This window comes from Agrococcus sp. AC640b, assembly GCF_979255995.1.
Genome location: NZ_CEEDMM010000044.1, coordinates 77,984 through 95,622, shown reverse-complemented (window position 1 = coordinate 95,622; position 17,639 = coordinate 77,984). Strand labels below are relative to the sequence as shown.

Here is a 17,639-nt window from a genome sequence, read left to right as displayed (position 1 = left end):
CTTCGTGGCCGCGCCCTTGATCGCACGCAGCGGCGTCTACAACTCGACGTTGGAATTGGTTCGCGCTGGTCGCGCTTCTGGCCACGACTGGCGAGCGTTGATCGGAGTCTCTGCGGGCGCTGGTGGAGCGCCGACGGATGAAGACGGGGTGACGGAGCTCTCGATCGAACCCGGAGGGGTCGGCGGCGTGCGCCGTCTCGCCAGAATCCTCGCCGAGAACGATCGTGTCGCGACCGCCGACGTCGTCATCGGTCTCGTACCGCAGACCGACATGGCACTCGCCATGACGCGGCTCCCGTGGATTGCCTACCTTCGCGGCCTCCCTTGGCCGGACGCGGGCGAGTCGTCTCGCGCGAAGACCGTCGTCTGGCGTTCGCTCGAGCGACTCGCGCTCTCTCGAGCGCTCGCGGTGTGGGCGACCACGCCACTGCTCGCGAGGCAAGTGGGTAGCGCGGTCGATCGCATCGTGGAGCCCGGGCTAGTTCCGCCGGACTTCGATGTGCAAGACCTTGGCGCGCAATTTGTGTGGGCAGCTCGCTACTCGATCGACAAGAATCCCGATCTCTTCATCGACGCGCTCCGGTCGGACGCGACCCTCGACGGGGCGATGTACGGGAGTGGCCCGCTCGAGGCAACGATCGCCGACGCGGCGCCATCGAACGTCGATGTTGCGGGCTGGGTCACCCGGGGGCGAGTCTGGCGAGGCGCACGTGCCTACGTCGGCACCTCGACTCGTGAGGCGTTCGGCAGGAGTGCGGTCGAGGCGGCGATGATCGGGATCCCGGTCATCGTGTCCGATCGGTTCGGTTGCGCACCGTTCTTGTACACGGATCCCGAGCTCCGCGAGCGATTCGTCTTGCCCATCGACGACGCACTCGAGTGGACGAGGGCGATGCAGACGATGAGGGATGACGACGCGATGTGGTCGCGTGCGCGGCATCATCTGCTTGCGAACGCACAGACGCTTGGCATCAGCGCGGCTGTCGACCGCGTGTCCGCTGCCGCCGAGGATGCGATCAGGAGACCTGGCGCCAGGCGGTCCCCGTCCACATGAGTTGCAGCTGCTCGCCGACGCCAAGTTGAATGCTCGAGACGCCGTTCAGCACGACGCCCGCGGTCGAAGCGCTCGATCGCACCGTGAGCTTGGCACCCCCCGATGCAGTGGCGACGAGGATGGTCAGCCGCTGACCCGTCTTTCTCGCCTTGCCGAGCATGGACAACGTGCGCGACGTGCCGTCGGTGATACTTGCGATCAGCAACAGGGCGTCGTCAGGCGCCCGCGTCGTCGCGACCAGCGAGCCCGTGAGCGCCGAGTTCGAATAGACGACGAGCCCTGACGACGACAACGACGCAGGATCGTCATTGACGACCATCGTCGTCCATCCGAAGGTGCAGCGCTGCGTGTCGGCAAGCGATCCCGGCATCACAGGAAACGTCTGCTCGAGCTCGACCCTGGCATCGATGTCCGTGGCCACGTCGGTCTCGAATGGCCCCACCCTGCACTGCGATGCGTAGTACGGGCTGGCTTTGACGCGCAACCCGCGGATGACGATCAGGGACGCGGCGTCATCCGACGAGGAAGTCGAGCGCAGCACGCGATTTCGATTGTTCTCCGTCTGCGTCACGGCCTCGAAGTCGAGCACGCCGCCGTCGAGCTCGAGTCGAGAGTTCGTGTTCTGGATGAACACGAACTGTGGAAGATCTCGAGCCGTGACCTCGAAGTTGGTCAATCGAGCACGCGCGTTCGTAATCGTCGCGAATCGTGTCGCACCCCGCGCGACTACGCCGTCGAGCGTCAGGGTGCGTTCTGTGTCCTGGATCCCTTGCCTCTCGTGCGCGCTCTCACGGATGGATGCTTGCACGACGACGTCCGTGCCGTTCGTGCGGAGATTGGTGATCTGGATGTCCCGAGACTCGCCTGTGCCGAGCCCACCGCTCGATTCCGTGAATACTTTGACCCCAACTGCGCCACCGAACACCGCGCAGTTCGAGACGATGTGACCGGAACCCCGGAGACCGAACCCGTTAACGCCGGCGACGCGCGCGACGCATGAGTCGAAGTGCACGCCGTACGACTCGTGGTGCGTGTCGAACGCCGATGACGTTGGGTGGATAACCTCGAGCGCCATGATCTTCGGGAAGAACGTGCGCCCGTAGAAGGAGGGGTACTCGGAGTTCGCTGTCGGCTCCATCGACTTGTCGGCATAGCCGTGGCGCACGAATCGGGCCACGCCTCCAAGTACGAGCCCACCCGTGCTGCCGACATCGTGGACGCCATATCCGAAGATCGACTGACCCGCGTCGTCGGTTGCCTGGCCGACCTCGACGTCCTCCACGTGGTACCCGACGCAGGAGCGCATCTGGATGGCGATGCCGACCGATCGATGGACACGTACCCCGATCAAACGCGGGGAACGTAGCGAGTCGCAGCGGAGCTCGCATTCGGGTCTGGCACTCGCGGCGAAGCTTGCATCACTCACGTCGAGACACAGCCCCACGATCGTGACCGTCTTGTCGTCGAGCCGCGCCGCGCGCACATTCGTGCGATAGTCCTCGAACGCGTGCCCCGAGAGCTCGACGGTGGCCCCGGACACCGAGTGGACGCGCAAGTACTCGCCGATGCGGGGAAAGGCGGACGCACCCGGCCGACGACGACCGCCGGGGATCTCGTCATCCGCGACGAGCTTCACAAGGTCTCCTGGCAGCCACGGCTGAGCTGTTGCCAGTGTGATGCGCGTGACCTCGACAGACTGCCCTCCGACGGCAACTTGCGCTCTTGTGGGTCCGCCAGCGAGCGCGACGAGGGGGCCGTGGCTTCCGTAGGCGCGGAGCTGGATGCCGGTGTGGCCGTCACGGACCAACGTTGCCTGACGATGCGGCGCGGAGATCGTGATGTTCGCCGGCACCGCCAAGCTGGCGCCCATGCGGTACCGCCCCGGGGGTATGTACAGCGTCCCGCCGGGAGCGACCGCGTCGAGCGCGGCTTGCATGGAGGCTGCACAGTCGTTCGCACCTGTCGGGTCGAGCCCTGGGAAGAGATCAGGGTGCGCGATGGTGAGCGCGGTGTCGACGAGATGCTCCGGCAGCGCCTGCGCGACCGAAGGCCGTTGCATCGATGTGAGGACCGCCGCGGTCGCGCCCACGGCACCCAGTTGCATGAGGGCCCGGCGTGAAGGCTCAGCCTCGGATTCCCGCTCGCGCGCCCCCCTGTGCCCCATGGCTAAACCATAGGGGTACAAGATCATCCAATCCGTCAGGTGGCGCAGAGATTCACGTCCGCGATCGCGATGCTCGCGTCTGCCGTTGCATCGACCACCGCGATGCGCACCAGCAGGTGCGTGGCCCACGCAGGGGCGCGCACGATCGGCAGAGGAGAGCGAACGCTCGTCCACTCCTGGCGAGCGTTCGAGAACGACTCGGAGAAGTCCGCACCGAGCTCGACGGCCACCCCGATCTCTTCGCGGCGTACCACCCCAACCAGGAACGTGATCCGGATCGCGCCTGAGCCGCTTCGCGGCCGGTAGCGCAGCCGGCCGCGCGGGAGGGATCCCCGCGCGATCGGGACAACGACCGAGACGGTCGTGTCCTGATCAGCTTCCGAAGCCGAGACGCGGAGCTCTCGCGCCTCCCCATCGACACCGTCGCCGATCGAGAGCACCTCGTTCGAGCCTCGCACCCCCTCAGCAGTCTCGGACAGCCAGAGGTCGACGAGATCATCGCGCTTGAAGCCGCCGTCCATGAGGAGGTTGGCGGAGCCTCCCACGACGGTGAAGCTGCGGTGGGCCGCGACTTCCGTCATCTCCCCTTGCACGATCGTGGCCCCATCACCAATCGAGAGATCTCCGCTCGTCGTCGAGAGGTTTGTCATGTAGACGCCGGAGAAGGATGACGACGCGACAGGATCCGCGTCATTGCGAACGACTGCAGGCACGAGGAGCTCATCGCGAGTCGTGGCGGTGAGCTTTCCGCCGAGCATGGCGAATCCTCCCGTCATACCGCCGACGCGCATCGGTTCGACGTCCCTCGACTTGTCGAACTCCAGATGGCACCCGAGGAGGTTGACGCGACCCTCGGAGATGTCAAGGAGCCGCGTGCAGTAGTCAAGCGACGAGCCCACCATCGTGATCTCGGCAGCACGGCTCTGCACCTGGATCCCCGTGTCGGAGTCGAACACCGTGCAGCCGTCGAAGTGAAGCCGTTCGCCAGCATTCGTGGCGCCGTCAGGAACGAGGACGGCCACGGCGCACTTTGCCACGACGCAGCCGGAGAAGGTCACGCAGTAGGCGTTGTCTCCGAATCGCACTCCCACGCCGCATTCGTCGACCGCGACCGATCGCACGGTCACGTGTGCGACTGCCGCCTTCCCTGGAGTCGACGGCTGATCCAGCAGCAAGCCGACGCAGTCGACGTCGCGCCCGGCACCGCTGATTCGGACGCCATCGAGCACTGTCCACGGCTGCATCAGCGGTTGAGGCTCGCTTGCGACGAGGTGCACGACCGCGGCCCCGATCGGCAGTGCATCCGCGACGACGACCGATCCCTCGCCAGCGATTCGGTGGCGTGCCACGTCGACCGTGAGGGTCTCCGACGTCGGGAGGACGTCGCCGGCGCGGAGACGAACGGTACCGGGATCGCTGCCGAGGCTTCGGAGCGCCGCAGCAATCGTGCGCATGGGCGACGTCGGCGACGAGCCGACGTCGGCGTCGTCCCCTGAGGCAGCGACGTAGATCGTTCGGCCCGGGAGATCCTTCGTGGCGCCAGCGTCGCCGAGACCACGAACACCGCCGATGAGGTCGGCTGCAACGAAGGCACCGAGACCAGCCGCCATCGCTCCCCGACGGCTCAGCGAGCGGGAGGACCATTCCTCGAGTCCGTCACCGCCACGAGAGACAGGCGCGGTCACTGGACCGACGCTTCGAAGCGTGACCCACTGGCCTTCGCCGCCTCCACCGCCCGGCCTCCCAGGACGATGACGGTCGCGAGCGGCAGCCAGTACTCGAGCTGTGTGTAGAACGCCGAGGTGGCCGCGAAGACGAGGATGAGCAGGATCGCTGCGGCCTCCCACACCCCGACGCCACTGCGTGCCGCCGGGATGACGATGCCGAGCACCAACACGGCAGTGAGCAATGCGAGCCACAGCGCCACCGCCAGACCGCCTTGGTACCAGCCCCGCAGGATGAAGCTGTGGACCACGGTGACGCCGTCGAAGGTGCCGGCACGCATGTTGTCCATGCCGACGCCGACGATGGGGCTGTCCGCGATCCACCGCCAGGCCCACTCGTATGTCGACTCCCTCACTCCGATCGAGGCCGCACCGCCAGAACCGTCGCTCGCCCCGGTGACCACGTCGATTCGACGCGCTATGGACGCCAATGGCGATGCCGCACTCGTCGAGAGCTGGGAGCCTATGACGAGGATCCCCAACGCGAGGACACCTGTGATGCCCGCCACGACGGCACGACGAGCCGCGATGGCACCGTACGTGGCCGCGACTGCGAGCGCGAGCATGGTGCTCAAGCTGCCCGTCGCCACCAGTGCGGCCCCGTTGAGGACGATCATCCCCGCCAGCACCGTCCGCACGCCCCCGGACGCATGGCGCCAGGCGCCGAGGCTCGCTAGCAGCGCCAGCGCTGCCATGATGCCCAACGTGTTGGGATGTCCCGCGAGGCCCGTCGCACGCCCGAACACCGCGGCGCCGCCCACTTCGATGCCCACACCCTGCAGCATCGCGGAAGCGCTGGAGAGCGACTGGCCGATCAGGAAGGAGGCGATGATCGTGCGCGGCGCGCGCGGCCTGTCAGCGAACAGGCGAGCCAAGACAGCGGGGAGGAGCGCACACATGATCGCTAGTGCCACGCCCACCAGGACGGAGGCGCGCAGCGAGCTCGAACGGCCCGAGAGTGCCGCGCCCAGCGGCAGCAGCACTAGCCCGAGCAGCCAGACGCGCTGCAACGGCGGCCGCCGTACATAGCCGAGCGCGAGGGCTACCAGCAGCAGTGCGTCGAGAACGAGCATCTGCATCAACGCATCGTTGCCGAGGACGATGCGCGTCGCTGGCAGCACTGCGGCCATCACGCTCGCGGCGACGGTCAGCGGAGCCGCCAGCCAGGGGTTCGGCGCCCGCCGCAGCCGTCTGCGCTGTGGGGTGCTGCGCCGTGCCTCGAGCCAGGCACCACTAGTGCGGGGCATCGAGGCTCCGGATCTCGAAGGTGGTGCGCTGCCGGCCGGCCCTCAGCTTCCGAGCCAAACCGAGGGGCCCATATAGTGCCGCAACCCACCCGAGATGGTAGATCCGCTTGGCCCTCGATGGAGCAGACCGCGAGCGGATTCTGTGGACGAGCTGACGCAGCTCGCGCAGGTCGCGTCGCGAAAGGTGCTCGCGATGCTTGTCAATGTAGCGCTCGGTCCCGAGCGCGCGTGACTCATCGACCGCGGTCAGCTGTCCGAGAGCATGCTTGCGTTGCAGCATGAGCCGCTCTGGGACGACGGCGTATCGTCGGCCGGACCGCAGGTACCTCGCGAAGAAGTCGGTGTCATTGCGAACGCGCAAGTTGGGGTCGAAGCCGCCGATCGCAAGGAACGCAGGCGCCGCGACCACGAAGTTGCTGCCGGTGACTCCCGGATTGCGGGCGACGACATCGGCACCCACGAGACCGGGAACGAGGCTGTGCCCGTCCTTCTCCTGCTTCTCGCTGAACTCGGTGATCCAGCACGCGGCCAGCTCGATCCCGTCATCCATCGTTGCGACGAGTCGCTCGAGGAAGGTCGGCGCCCACAGGTCGTCATCGTCGAGGAATGCGATCATCGTGCCGACCGCGACACGCGCGCCGGCATTGCGCGAGCCAGATGCCCCGGGCCGATCGTCATCACGCTCGAGGTAGCGGACGCGCGGGTCATCGGTCGCGATGGAAGCACACCGCGCACGGGCATCTTCGTCGCGCAGGTCGCTCACGACGATGACCTCGAGGACCGGCAGCGTCTGCTCGAGCACCGACAGGATTGCCTCGGAGAGGTACGAGCCGCGACGGTGGGTCGGGATGACGCAGGAGACGCCCTCGACGTGTGACGGTGCCATGATCATCCCTTCCGAGCGACGATGGATCGAGCGATCCCGAGTACGCCGCGCAGGTCGTCCCGGATCCTCGACGATACGAGCGCGACGATAGCCCAGCAGGCGACCGCCGCGAGCACTCCTGCGCCGACCGCCGCGATCGGACCGAGCGCGGCGGCGAGGTGCGCCGCGCCCGCGCTGGCTACCGCCGCGGGCGCTGTGAAGAGCAGCAGCACGCGCGCAACATCTGCGATGAAGGGAGCAGCACTGATACCTGACTTCCTGCATGCCCACCACAGGGAGACAGCCCAATAGACGACGAGGCCACCCGCGTAGGTACTCGCGACGCCGACGACGCCGCCCGGAAGACCCGCCAGGACCACCAGCGCGAGCACTGGCTGGGCGACGAGGAAGTAGCGCATCTGCTCTGAGGCAAGCCCGCGCGAGATGTAGATCCAATAGCAGACCTGGGCGAGAGCGCGGAAGATGGCTCCGACCGCGAGAATGCGCACGAGCAATCCCGTGAGCTCCCAACCTGGCCCGAGGACGATGGCGACGACCAGATCCCCGACCCCGACCAGGACGCCGAATACGGAGGCCACGCCGAACAGCGTGATGGCTTGCGCGCGCCTGAGTGCGCGAGTGAAGCGCTCGTCGTCGTCGCGGACCTTCCCCAACGTTGGCACGGCGACGCGGGACAGCGGCGCGTTGATCTGATTGATCGGCATCATCACGATCTGGAACGCACGATCGTAGAAGCCAAGAGGCGTGGCACCCCACGCTTGGCCGATCGCGACGGCGTCGACATTCCTCGTCGCGTAGCCCACGATCTGCGTGACTGCCACTCGCCAGCCGAAACCGACGAGACCGTCCATGGGCACACGCCTCGGTAGCGACGGCATCCATCGACCGAAGACACACGCGAGCGCGAGCGTGACGACCGCAGCCACGAGCTGCTGCACAACGAGCGCCCACACCCCATACCCCTGCGTCGCCGCGATGATCGCCGCTCCGAGGGCAACGGCGTATGGGCCGACGTCGGTGAGGGAGAGCCGCACGAACTGAAGACGCCGATTGATGACGACCTTGTGCTGCGTCGCGGCTCCGTTCAGGACGAAGACGATGCTGAGCACCTGACCGATGGCGACGAGCTCCGGACGTCCGTAGAACGCAGCGATCCCCCACGATGCACCGAAGACGAGCAGGCTGAGCGCCGCCCCGATCGCGGCGTTCAGCCAGAACAGGTTGCTCTGCTGCTGCTGGCTCAGAGTGCGCGCTTGCAGCGCTGCGACCGACAGCCCGAAGTCCCGGAAGATCTCCGCGACTCCGACGATCGCGATGATCATCGCGAAGAGACCGAAGTCTTCTGGCGCGAGCAGGCGCCCCAGGATCACGATCGACGCGAGCATGGCGGCGATCTTGATCGCCTGGAACGCGAGCGTGACTGCCCCGCCACGGGCGGCATGGCTCGTAAGCGTGCCCGCGCTCACCGCGCTCGCCTCGACGACCGCGACGCCAGCTCGACCATTCGGTCCTCGACCGCGAACGTCTGCGCGCGCGCGGCCGCGACCAACTGCCGGATCTCGCTCGCCTCCGGGATCAGGTCAACGTCCAACTCGTCGACGTGGTCGGCGTCCAACGTCCAGCGAGCGAGACCAGCCGGCGCAAGGGTGCGTCGCAGCTTCTCAGCCGTCCCCGTCGCCAACCCGAGAGGGACCGCGCCGCAGAGGGCACCAAGCGCGAGGGCGTGCAGGCGATCGCTCACGACGATGCGCGCGGAGGCGTACCGCGCAACGAGTTGGGCGAGGCGCTCGTCGTGATCGCCATCGTCCCAGAGATCGAGCAGGGCCTGGTGGCCGAAGGCCTCGGCAAGGGCCCGCGCCCTGGCTTCGTCTCGTCGGACCTGTGCGACGACGACGACGTCAAGGCTGTGGCGGTCGGCAAGACGTCGGACTGCGGCGTGCCACCGCTCGGAACCGAGCGGTCGATCCCCGCGCATCGAGACGACAACGCAGGTGCGCTCGGTCTGCGGTACATCGAGTTCGAGTCGGAATGCCCAGTCAGGCTGCACCGATCCGGTTCCACCCGCCCTCGCGGACTCCTCGTCCCGCCAGGTCACGAGGTCGGATGCTGCCAGGAACCGCCGGAGGCGATCGCTCGGCCGAGCCGCTGCCCCCTCCCGGACCCCCAGGCCCGCCTGCACGACTGCTCCACCGCCAAGCGAGACGGCGCGAGCCAGCAGCCACATGCGTCTCCCGACGTACTCGTGCCCCGCCGCGACTCGAGCCTCACCGGCATTCAGCGCGAGGACGGGCTTGGCACGAGTAGAGATCGCTCGCAGGAGGCCCAGTTCCCAGGACCGGCGAGTGCGGTGCACGACGTCGGCTGGCTCGAGCCCCAACCCGGCGATGTAGTCGTCGCTCGAACCGGCGAGGCCGATGTGCAGGGCCCCGACGGCGCGAAGCGCTTGGAGGTAGCCACGACGTAGCAGCGAGTCACCGAGGTTGTCGTCCTGGCCCGTGGCGATGACGAAGATCGGTCGCATAGTGAGGTCACACTCCCAGGAGCAAGGGACGAATGATGCGATCCCCCACTGCCGAGGTCAGCGCGATGCTCGCGGTCTCGGTCAGATGGTGCGCATCGCGGTACACGATGTACTGGTCGATGACGGCGGGGCAGTCGTCGTGATCGCACAGGTAGTCGTTCATGGACACGTACTGGATGCCGGACTGGGTCGCGGCCTCCTCCTCCGCCTCGGCGAGCGCGGGATCCGTCGCATCGCCGATGGGCGTCGAGCACGAATCCGCGTCATCGACGTGCAGCGCGAGGCACTCGAGCGGGCCGTCGGCATGGCGCGGCGTATCCTCGAGCACGACGACCTCGCCAACGCCCTCCAAGCGATCCGCGATGCGCTCGACGCCTGCAGCCCACTCCGCCTGCGTCGGCTGATCGGGCGACGCGCCCTCGACGTCCATCGGCGCGTAGTTCGCGAGGACGACGAGGTCCGGCGCCGTCGTCTCGAGATGCTCGATGACGTCGTCTCGCCACGCATCGCACTCCCAGTACGGGCGACCCTGGAAGGTCTCCGCGACGAGAATCGAGGAGCACCGCGACTTCGAGTAGTGCTCGAGACGGAAGTCCTGATCGCCCGCGAGCTGCTCGAAGGCCGGGAACCAATTGGCCGCATGGGAGTCACCGAAGAGCACGACCGTGTCGTCCGCGTCCAGGTCGCCGAAGGCGCATGGCACGAACTCGGTCTCGAGTTCGCTGATGTGGCACGGGCCGTCGTAGACCTCAGCGACATCATCGAGTGCCGACATGAGCGGCGGCTCGGCGTTCGACGGCACGACTGCCGTCCCGTCGGGCGGCTCCGAGATCTGAGCGGCCTCGGCGACCACGGTGTCAGACGCGACCGTGGATCGCTCCACGACGGGTCTGGCGATCATGACGCTCGCCGCGGCGAGCACGGCCAGTACCATCGCACCCGCCAACGCGCGACGTGGTCGCGCCGCGATGCGCGGTGCCCGGCGCATCGGTTCTTCGACGAATCGATGCAGAATTGCGCCTGCGGCGATGGATGCCACGAGCAACACCCCGCGTACCCAGCCTGACAAGGGTGCGCCGGTCGCGAGCGCGGGGAGGATCATGATCGGCCAGTGCACCAGGTAGACGGAATACGACACGTCGCCGAGCCAGCGCAGGGGAGGCGCACCCAAGATCCGCTGAACGACGCCCACGCCGGTCGAGCCTGCGACGATGAGCAACGCGGACGCAATGACGGGCACGGCGGCGGCGGGACCGGGGAACGCAACCGAACCATCGATGGTGACGAGTGCAGCGACGAGCAGCGCGATGCCCGACCACGACATGACCGACGTCACGCGGGGCCCGAACGACACACGTGTCCCTAGCGCAGCGACCAGGGCGCCAACGCCGAGCTCCCACGCCCTGGACGGCAGTGCGTAGAACGCCCAGGGCTGCGACCAGTCCATGAGTGCCATGCAAAGCCCGAACGAAGCGACCACCAGCACAGCAGTCGCGGCGACGAGGGTGGACCTGCGCCCCCGGCTCATCCAGAGGATGAGAAGGAGCAAGGCCGGCCAGACGAGGTAGAACTGCTCCTCGACGCCGAGCGACCAGTACTGCTGGAACACGGAGTCGGTTTGGCCGCCCAGGTAGTCGCTCCCCCGATAGGCGAAGTACATGTTCGGCAACCCCAGCAATGCCGCCGCTCCCGCAAGCAGCTCATCGGGCACCAGCGTTCGGGGAATGAGCAGGCCGGCCGCGATCGCGGTCGCCAGCGCGACCACGACAGCTGCTGGGAGCAACCGCTGCGCTCGTCGAGCGTAGAACGAGACGAAGCGAATGCGCCCGTGCTTCTCGTGCTCCCGCAGTAGGTGCGACGTGATGAGGAAGCCGGAGATCACGAAGAAGACGTCCACGCCGACGAAGCCACCCGCCGAACCGGGCGCGGCAGCGTGGTAGAGCAGCACGAGTGCGACAGCGACGCCGCGAAGACCTTGAATGTCCGCGCGGAAGGAACGCCCGGCTGAGCGGGACGGGGGCACGGCGCTCACACCTCGAGAGGGACGCGCGTCACTGCATCGCTTGACCAGACCCATAGCTCATCGTCGAGCGTCGTCACGGCGACCTGACCTCCATCGACGGGAGTCGTCACGCATTGCGGCGATCCCGCATCGACGCCTCCAACGAAGCGCTGCACCACGATCCCCGCGCATTCCATGTCATCGATGCGAGTCGGGTCGAGCGCGACGAGCAGGTCTGCGCCATCACTGCTGGCAGCGAGCGTGAGACCGATGCCCACCGGCGCCCACGACGCGCCTGCCTGCGCGACGTACACGTCGTCCTGGCAGCGGACTGCCACACTCGAGCCGAGCGTCTGGAGGCCAAGAGGGAACGCGCACGGCACCGTGTACGAGACGCCGCCGACGAGCAACGACCCATCCGCGTCGACGAAGGTCGGCGTGAGCGTCGTATCGGCGTCGACCTGCCACGACGCGCCTCCCGAGAAGGTGCGGTCATGGCGCGGAATGCAATCCGCGCCAAGGCTGGTGACCGCAAGTCGGGACGGCTCCGTCGCAACGGTCGTCAGCGCCGCGACCTCGGTGCCGTCGTTCGGCACAGGCACCTCAGTCCATGTCGCGCCGCCGTCGACGGTCGCCTCCAGCACCGCACCTCCTGTCGCGCACGCGCCTCGTTCCGCCCGCCATCCTGCCGTCGCACTGGACATCACGAGGACTCGGACACCGTCGAGAGTTGGAAGCGCGACTGCCGCGTCGGAAGGGGTGGCAGCCGGCGGGCTGGGCGACTGGGACACGACGACCCCGCTCTCCGTCGGCGCCGACGAGGCGTCAGCCGCCGGGCGACCGCTCTGGACGGCGAGCCACACGAGAGCGATGTCCACGACGATCAGTGCGGCGATCGCGATGACGACGACGAGACGTCGCGAGCCATCATCCGGACGCCGCACTTCAGCCTCCTACGGACATGCGCGCACCCCGAATGCCTGCACGCCGCGGCTTCCGCTCACGGTACTCGTAGGCGCCGTACCCGTACGCCCCGTACGCATCGACTCCACGGGTGGGCAGCATGGTGAGGACGAGGCCTGAGACGTGCGTATCGAGGTTGTCGAGCAGCGCCAGCGCGGACTCGAGCTGGTGTCGAGTCGTCCGGCCCGCCGCGACCACCATCACGACGCCGGCGAGGTGCTTCGAGAGCACCGCCGCATCCGTGACGGGCAGCAAGGGCGGCGCGTCGAAGATCACCCAGTCGAACTCGCGCTCGAACTCGCGAACGAGCTTCTGCATGGCCTTCGACGCCAGCAGCTCACTCGGGTTGGGGGGAATCTGGCCTGCAGGAAGGACGTAGAGGTTGCTGTCGTCACCCCATTCCTGCACAGCGTCCACGAGGGGAACCCGGCCGATGAGCACATCCGTGAGTCCGACGGCTCCCTCGAGACCCATGTACGTCGCCACCTTGGGCTTGCGGAGGTCGGAATCGACGAGGACGACGGTCTGGCCGGAGCTCGCGAGCGCCAGGGCGATGTTTGCCGCCGTGGTGCTCTTGCCCTCGCCGGGCACCGACGAGGTCACGACGAAGCTGCGCTGCGACCCGTCCACCTCCACGAACTGCAAGCCTGTGCGCAGGGTCCGGTAGGCCTCGGCTCGCGGATTGAGAGGGTCGGCGTGCACGATGAGCGGCCGCTCCTTCGCCTTCGGATCGAAGGCGATGCCCCCCAGCAGCGAGTGTTCAGTGGCCTGCGCCAGATCCTGCGCATTGCGGATGCGTGTGTCGAGCAGCTCCCTGAGCAACGCGACCGCAAGAGCAAGCGCGACGCCCAAGGCGGTACCGACGGCGAGGTAGAGCAGGACGCGCGGGCTCACAGGGCTCATGGGCACCTCCGCGGGCTCGACGACCTCGAGGCGGATGGGGCTCGTCGCGTCCACGCTGTTCGCCGTCTCGATCGCCTGCACCTCGACGGTCAGACTCTGCGCGACGGCGTTCGCGAGCTCCGCGACGGCGTCGGGATCGCTCCCCTGCACCGAGATATCGATGATGGTGGTGTCCGTCTGCGGGGTGGCCGTGACCCAGTCGGCGAGCGTGCGAGCGTCGACCTCGAGGCCGAGACCATCGACCACAGGCTGCAGCACACGCTGCGTGTCGGCGAGGTTCGCATAGGTGTTGACGCGCTGCAGCGTGAAGTTGTTGCCCTGGGCGAGCTCGCCGACCGAGTCCGAGGACGCCGTGCTCACGAAGACCAGCGCTGAGGCCTGATACGTCGGTCGCTGCACCAGCGCCACGCCCGCCGCGAGTCCCAGGGCGACGAGCCCCGAGACGAGGATGAGCACCCAGCTCTTCCGGACGATGCGGATGTAGTCGATCAGTTCCACGAGGTCAGCTCTCGGTTGGGAGGCGGTGCCTCGGGATCCTGTGCACACGGTTCAGCACAGCGTCTCGAAGGAGAGCGTACCGCGCTCAGGCGCGTACGCCCGGCGTCGCACCTGCTCGCACGACGCTCGGACGCGGCTGCCGTCAGCGATTCCATGCCAGCACCTTCAGGCTAGCGACGATCCGCTCCACGGCCGTTGCGATCGCGTCCGCAGAGTCATGGAACACCGCATCGGATCGCCCCATCGGATCCTCGACATCCAGCATCAAGCCCCCCGAGCCCACGACGCCCCGCGCCCGCGCTGACGCGTCCACGACACCGCGCAGGAACGTCGGCAGGCCCCGCGCATCGAGAGGTGGCACGGAGGCGGCCGTCACGTGATCGGCACCGCGGATGAGGTGCTCGAGCACTGCTGCGAACTCGAGCAGAGTGAAGGTGCGACGCAACGCCGACGGTGCCGAGGAGACCACCGACGACCGGTGCCCGGCGTCGAGGCACAGGACGAGGTCTGCGTCCTCGATCATCTTCGGCCGCAGCCTGCGAGCCCCATGCATGTCGATGGCCTTGCGCGCGATGCCGATGCGAGCCGCCTCGCGCGCCGCGTTCGGCTCGAAGGCTGCCCCTTCATTGGCCAGCACGCCGGCGCTCTCGAAAACGAGCGACGAGCCGCCCTCGACTTCGAACGCCGAGCGCAGTTGTACGGCTAGCAACGACTCAAGCTGCGGCGAGCGGCACACATTGCCAGTGCAGACGGCAAGCACCAGGAATCGCTGCAGGTCGCGCTCGGGCTCGGGAGCGCTGCGTCTGCTCGGCAAAGGCACAGTGGTTGCCCCTCTCCTAGTAGGCGCCGTCGCGAGCCACCACGGCGCGCGCGGTCCGAGCCAGGATCGAGAGATCGCCCACGAGCGACCAGTTCTCGACGTAGTACAGGTCGAGCCGCACGGAGTCCTCCCACGACAGGTTCGAACGGCCGCTGACCTGCCAGAGGCCAGTGAGGCCCGGCTTGACGAGGAATCGGCGACGCACGTGCTCCTCGTACTGCTCGACCTCGCGAGCGAGCGGCGGGCGGGGGCCGACGATCGACATGTCTCCGCGCAGCACGTTGAAGAGCTGCGGCAGCTCATCGATGCTGAACCGCCGGATGAACTTGCCGATGCGCGTCACCCGGGGATCGTCCTGCATCTTGAAGAGCACCGTGTTGCCCTTGCGATCCTCACGGTCGAGGAGGGTGTCGAGCTGCGCCTCGGCGTCGACGACCATCGAGCGGAACTTCAGCATCGAGAACTCCTCGCCATGACGCCCGACGCGCTGCTGGCGGAAGATGACGGGACCGGGCGAGGATGCACGGATCGCGATCGCCACCACGATCAGGGGCAGCGACAGCACGAGCAGCAGCGCAGCGGACAGCACGACGTCGAACGCGCGCTTCATCCACGCCTGCGCTCCGCGATACCGCGGCATCTCCACGTGCACGAGCGGCAGGCCGGCGACCGGACGCACGTGGATGCGCGGGCCACCGACGTCGGTGAGCTTCGGCGCCATGATCAGGTGCTGCGTGCCGGGCGTGAGGGCCCACGACATGCGCCGCACGTCCTCCGCAGTCATCGTGTCGGAGCTCGTGACGATGATGGTGTCGAAGTCGTCTCCGCCCGCTGCTGCGAGACCGTCGGCCACGTTGCCCAGGATCGTCACGTCGCCGTCGCGCAGCGTGTGCTGCTCGAACTCGGGCACGTAGACGCCGAGCACGTGGAAGCCGGACGACCGATCTCGGCGCAGCTGCCCCACCACCCTCGAGACCGAGGCCGCAGAGCCCAGCAGCACGGTGCGCGTGCCCAAGCGGCCATTCGCGCGTTCGTGGCGCAACCAGAGCCGCCATGCGTAGCGGGATGCGAGCAGCAGCACCAGACCCGTCGGGAACGCGAGAGCGACGTAGCCCCGGGCGAGGTCGAAGCGGGTCGCATACGCGAGGATCGCGATGACTCCGAAGAGGATGAGGCTGGCGCGGAAGATCCGCTTGAACTCGATGTCACCGGCCCCGAGGTAGCGAGCCGCCCGGGTGGAGTAGGCGCTGAGCATCAGCATCCAGGCTGCGATGATTCCGAGGCTGATCATCAGGTAGGCGAACGACGAACGGAACTCTTCAGCCGCCACGTCCGTGAAGGGCTCGAAGAGACCTGTCGATCCGAAGCGAGCCAGGTGCGAGGTCGCGACCGCGACGACGATCGATGCCAGGTCGGTCCAGCCGAGCCTGCGCGCGAGGGCACGCGGATCGTGGGACCCCCGCCGCTCTCCCCCGGCGACGACGGGCGATGCGAGATACGTCACCATCCGAGGGCCTCCGGTTGTACCCCAGGACGTCACCCGTCCCGTACCCCGATAGTACAGGCGCTCGATGTCGAGAATGTTTCGATCACCGATCGATGGCGACAGCGAGACGCAACGCGTCAGCTCGACTCGCGCGCGTCGACGCGCGGCGAGTCGAGGCGTCAGCCGGCACGAGAAGAGCCCCCGGCCAACGGCCAGGGGCTCTCGACGGTGCTGCTGTGGTGGACCCGGGGGGAATCGAACCCCCGACCTTCTCATTGCGAACGAGACGCGCTACCAACTGCGCCACGGGCCCGGACCGGATCAGCATAGCCGCTCGGCGGCCGGCGACGAAATCGACGCGTGCGTCAGCCGACGCGGCGCCGGAAGGCGGCCGAGACGTCGAACGAGGCGTCGTCGGCATCGACGCGACCCATCGACGCGAACTGCGACGAGGCGACCGGAACCGGCACCTCGACGGGCGTCGCCGACGCAGCCGGCACCTGGGGCTCGACGGTGGATGCGGGCCTCTCGGCTGCGGGTGCTGCGTCGGCGTCGGTCTCGACCTCGCCCGTCACGAGCTGCTCGAACGACGGGCGCAGCGGCGTGACGTCGGCGACGATCTCGCCGGTCTCCACCATGCGCCGCGCGTGGTCGCGCAGCACGTCGATGGGCGCGCGACCTGCGCGCTGCTCGGGCACCGGCACCGGCGTCCACGAGCGGGATGCGAGCTCGTCGTCGAACGTCGGCGCAGCCGTGCGCACCTCGACCGGCTCGTGCACCACGGCCGTGGTCGCGACCTCGCGCAGCGACGCGTTCGTGCGGTTCACCGCCACGAGCCCCACGACGGCGAGCGCCGCCACCACGCCCGCGAGCGCCAGCAGCGGTGCCGCCTGCGGCAGCATGGCGCCTGCGACGCCGACGGCGAGCGAGGCCAGCAGCATGAGCGTGCACGCGAGCCGCGTGCGACGCAGCCGTTGGCGGCGGGAGGCGCTGCCTGCGACGGCGGCGCGCACCTCCTTCTCGACGCGCTTGATCTGCTCGTCGAGCTCCCTCGCCTTCGCGACGGCCTCCGCGCGAGCGATCGCCTGCTGCAGGCGGGCCTCCTTCGCGACGACCTTGTGCTGCCTGGCGATGTCGCGCGCGTTCGCCGCGATCTCGAGCTCGGGCGGCGCCTCGGCCGTCTCGGCCATGATGCGCAGCGTCTGCTGCAGTCGCACGGCGTTGCGCTCGGTGGCGAGGTACTCGCGGCGGCGCAGCCACACCGGCACGAGGTACGCGAGCCAGACGAGGGCGGCGAGCGCGAACACCACCGTGGTGCCCAATCCCGCCATCTGCATGCGAGCACGTTACGGCGCGCATGCACCGGGCTTC

Annotated in this window: 13 protein-coding genes and 1 tRNA gene; 1 reads left to right on the top strand and 13 read right to left on the bottom strand. The window is 68.1% G+C overall.

What is annotated here, in order from left to right; genetic code table 11:
* Positions 1–4 precede the first annotated feature (4 nt).
* Entirely contained in the window at positions 5–1,054 is a 1,050-nt protein-coding gene (locus ACZ6H8_RS15610; RefSeq protein ID WP_464147848.1) for a glycosyltransferase, read from the top strand.
* On the opposite strand, the gene ACZ6H8_RS15605 is transcribed toward ACZ6H8_RS15610, so the two are convergent.
* From ACZ6H8_RS15605 to ACZ6H8_RS15545, 13 genes are all read right to left on the bottom strand, one after another.
* Complete coding sequence (locus tag ACZ6H8_RS15605) at positions 1,017–3,218, bottom strand: glycoside hydrolase family protein (RefSeq protein ID WP_464147847.1); 2,202 nt, start codon at positions 3,216–3,218, stop codon at positions 1,017–1,019. The genes ACZ6H8_RS15610 and ACZ6H8_RS15605 overlap by 38 nt on opposite strands.
* Before the next feature lie 35 nt (positions 3,219–3,253).
* Positions 3,254–4,828, bottom strand: a complete 1,575-nt coding sequence (locus ACZ6H8_RS15600; protein ID WP_464147846.1) for a hypothetical protein — start codon at positions 4,826–4,828, stop codon at positions 3,254–3,256.
* A 71-nt stretch (positions 4,829–4,899) separates the two neighbouring features.
* Positions 4,900–6,072, bottom strand: coding sequence for an O-antigen ligase family protein (locus ACZ6H8_RS15595; protein WP_464147978.1), 1,173 nt, complete (start codon positions 6,070–6,072; stop codon positions 4,900–4,902).
* A 103-nt stretch (positions 6,073–6,175) separates the two neighbouring features.
* On the bottom strand, positions 6,176–7,081 hold the full coding sequence (locus ACZ6H8_RS15590) for a glycosyltransferase family 2 protein (RefSeq protein ID WP_464147845.1): 906 nt from the start codon (positions 7,079–7,081) through the stop codon (positions 6,176–6,178).
* Positions 7,078–8,541: a lipopolysaccharide biosynthesis protein gene (locus ACZ6H8_RS15585; protein WP_464147844.1), complete on the bottom strand. Its 1,464-nt coding sequence runs from the start codon at positions 8,539–8,541 to the stop codon at positions 7,078–7,080. The genes ACZ6H8_RS15590 and ACZ6H8_RS15585 overlap by 4 nt, the downstream gene beginning before the upstream one ends.
* Entirely contained in the window at positions 8,538–9,596 is a 1,059-nt protein-coding gene (locus ACZ6H8_RS15580) for a polysaccharide pyruvyl transferase family protein (protein ID WP_464147843.1), read from the bottom strand. Before ACZ6H8_RS15580 ends, ACZ6H8_RS15585 begins: the two co-directional genes overlap by 4 nt.
* Before the next feature lie 7 nt (positions 9,597–9,603).
* Positions 9,604–11,619, bottom strand: coding sequence for an acyltransferase family protein (locus ACZ6H8_RS15575; protein WP_464147842.1), 2,016 nt, complete (start codon positions 11,617–11,619; stop codon positions 9,604–9,606).
* A 5-nt stretch (positions 11,620–11,624) separates the two neighbouring features.
* Positions 11,625–12,242: a hypothetical protein gene (locus ACZ6H8_RS15570; protein ID WP_464147841.1), complete on the bottom strand. Its 618-nt coding sequence runs from the start codon at positions 12,240–12,242 to the stop codon at positions 11,625–11,627.
* A 301-nt stretch (positions 12,243–12,543) separates the two neighbouring features.
* Complete coding sequence (locus ACZ6H8_RS15565; RefSeq protein ID WP_464147840.1) at positions 12,544–13,962, bottom strand: tyrosine-protein kinase domain-containing protein; 1,419 nt, start codon at positions 13,960–13,962, stop codon at positions 12,544–12,546.
* A 142-nt stretch (positions 13,963–14,104) separates the two neighbouring features.
* Positions 14,105–14,782 (bottom strand): arsenate reductase/protein-tyrosine-phosphatase family protein, encoded by a 678-nt coding sequence (locus tag ACZ6H8_RS15560; RefSeq protein ID WP_464147839.1) that lies wholly within the window; start codon positions 14,780–14,782, stop codon positions 14,105–14,107.
* Between the two features lie 16 nt (positions 14,783–14,798).
* Positions 14,799–16,289, bottom strand: a complete 1,491-nt coding sequence (locus ACZ6H8_RS15555) for a sugar transferase (protein ID WP_464147838.1) — start codon at positions 16,287–16,289, stop codon at positions 14,799–14,801.
* Positions 16,290–16,505: 216 nt separating this feature from the next.
* Positions 16,506–16,581: transfer RNA gene (locus ACZ6H8_RS15550), tRNA-Ala, on the bottom strand.
* 52 nt (positions 16,582–16,633) lie between these two features.
* Positions 16,634–17,605: a hypothetical protein gene (locus ACZ6H8_RS15545; RefSeq protein WP_464147837.1), complete on the bottom strand. Its 972-nt coding sequence runs from the start codon at positions 17,603–17,605 to the stop codon at positions 16,634–16,636.
* Between the last annotated feature and the right edge of the window lie 34 nt (positions 17,606–17,639).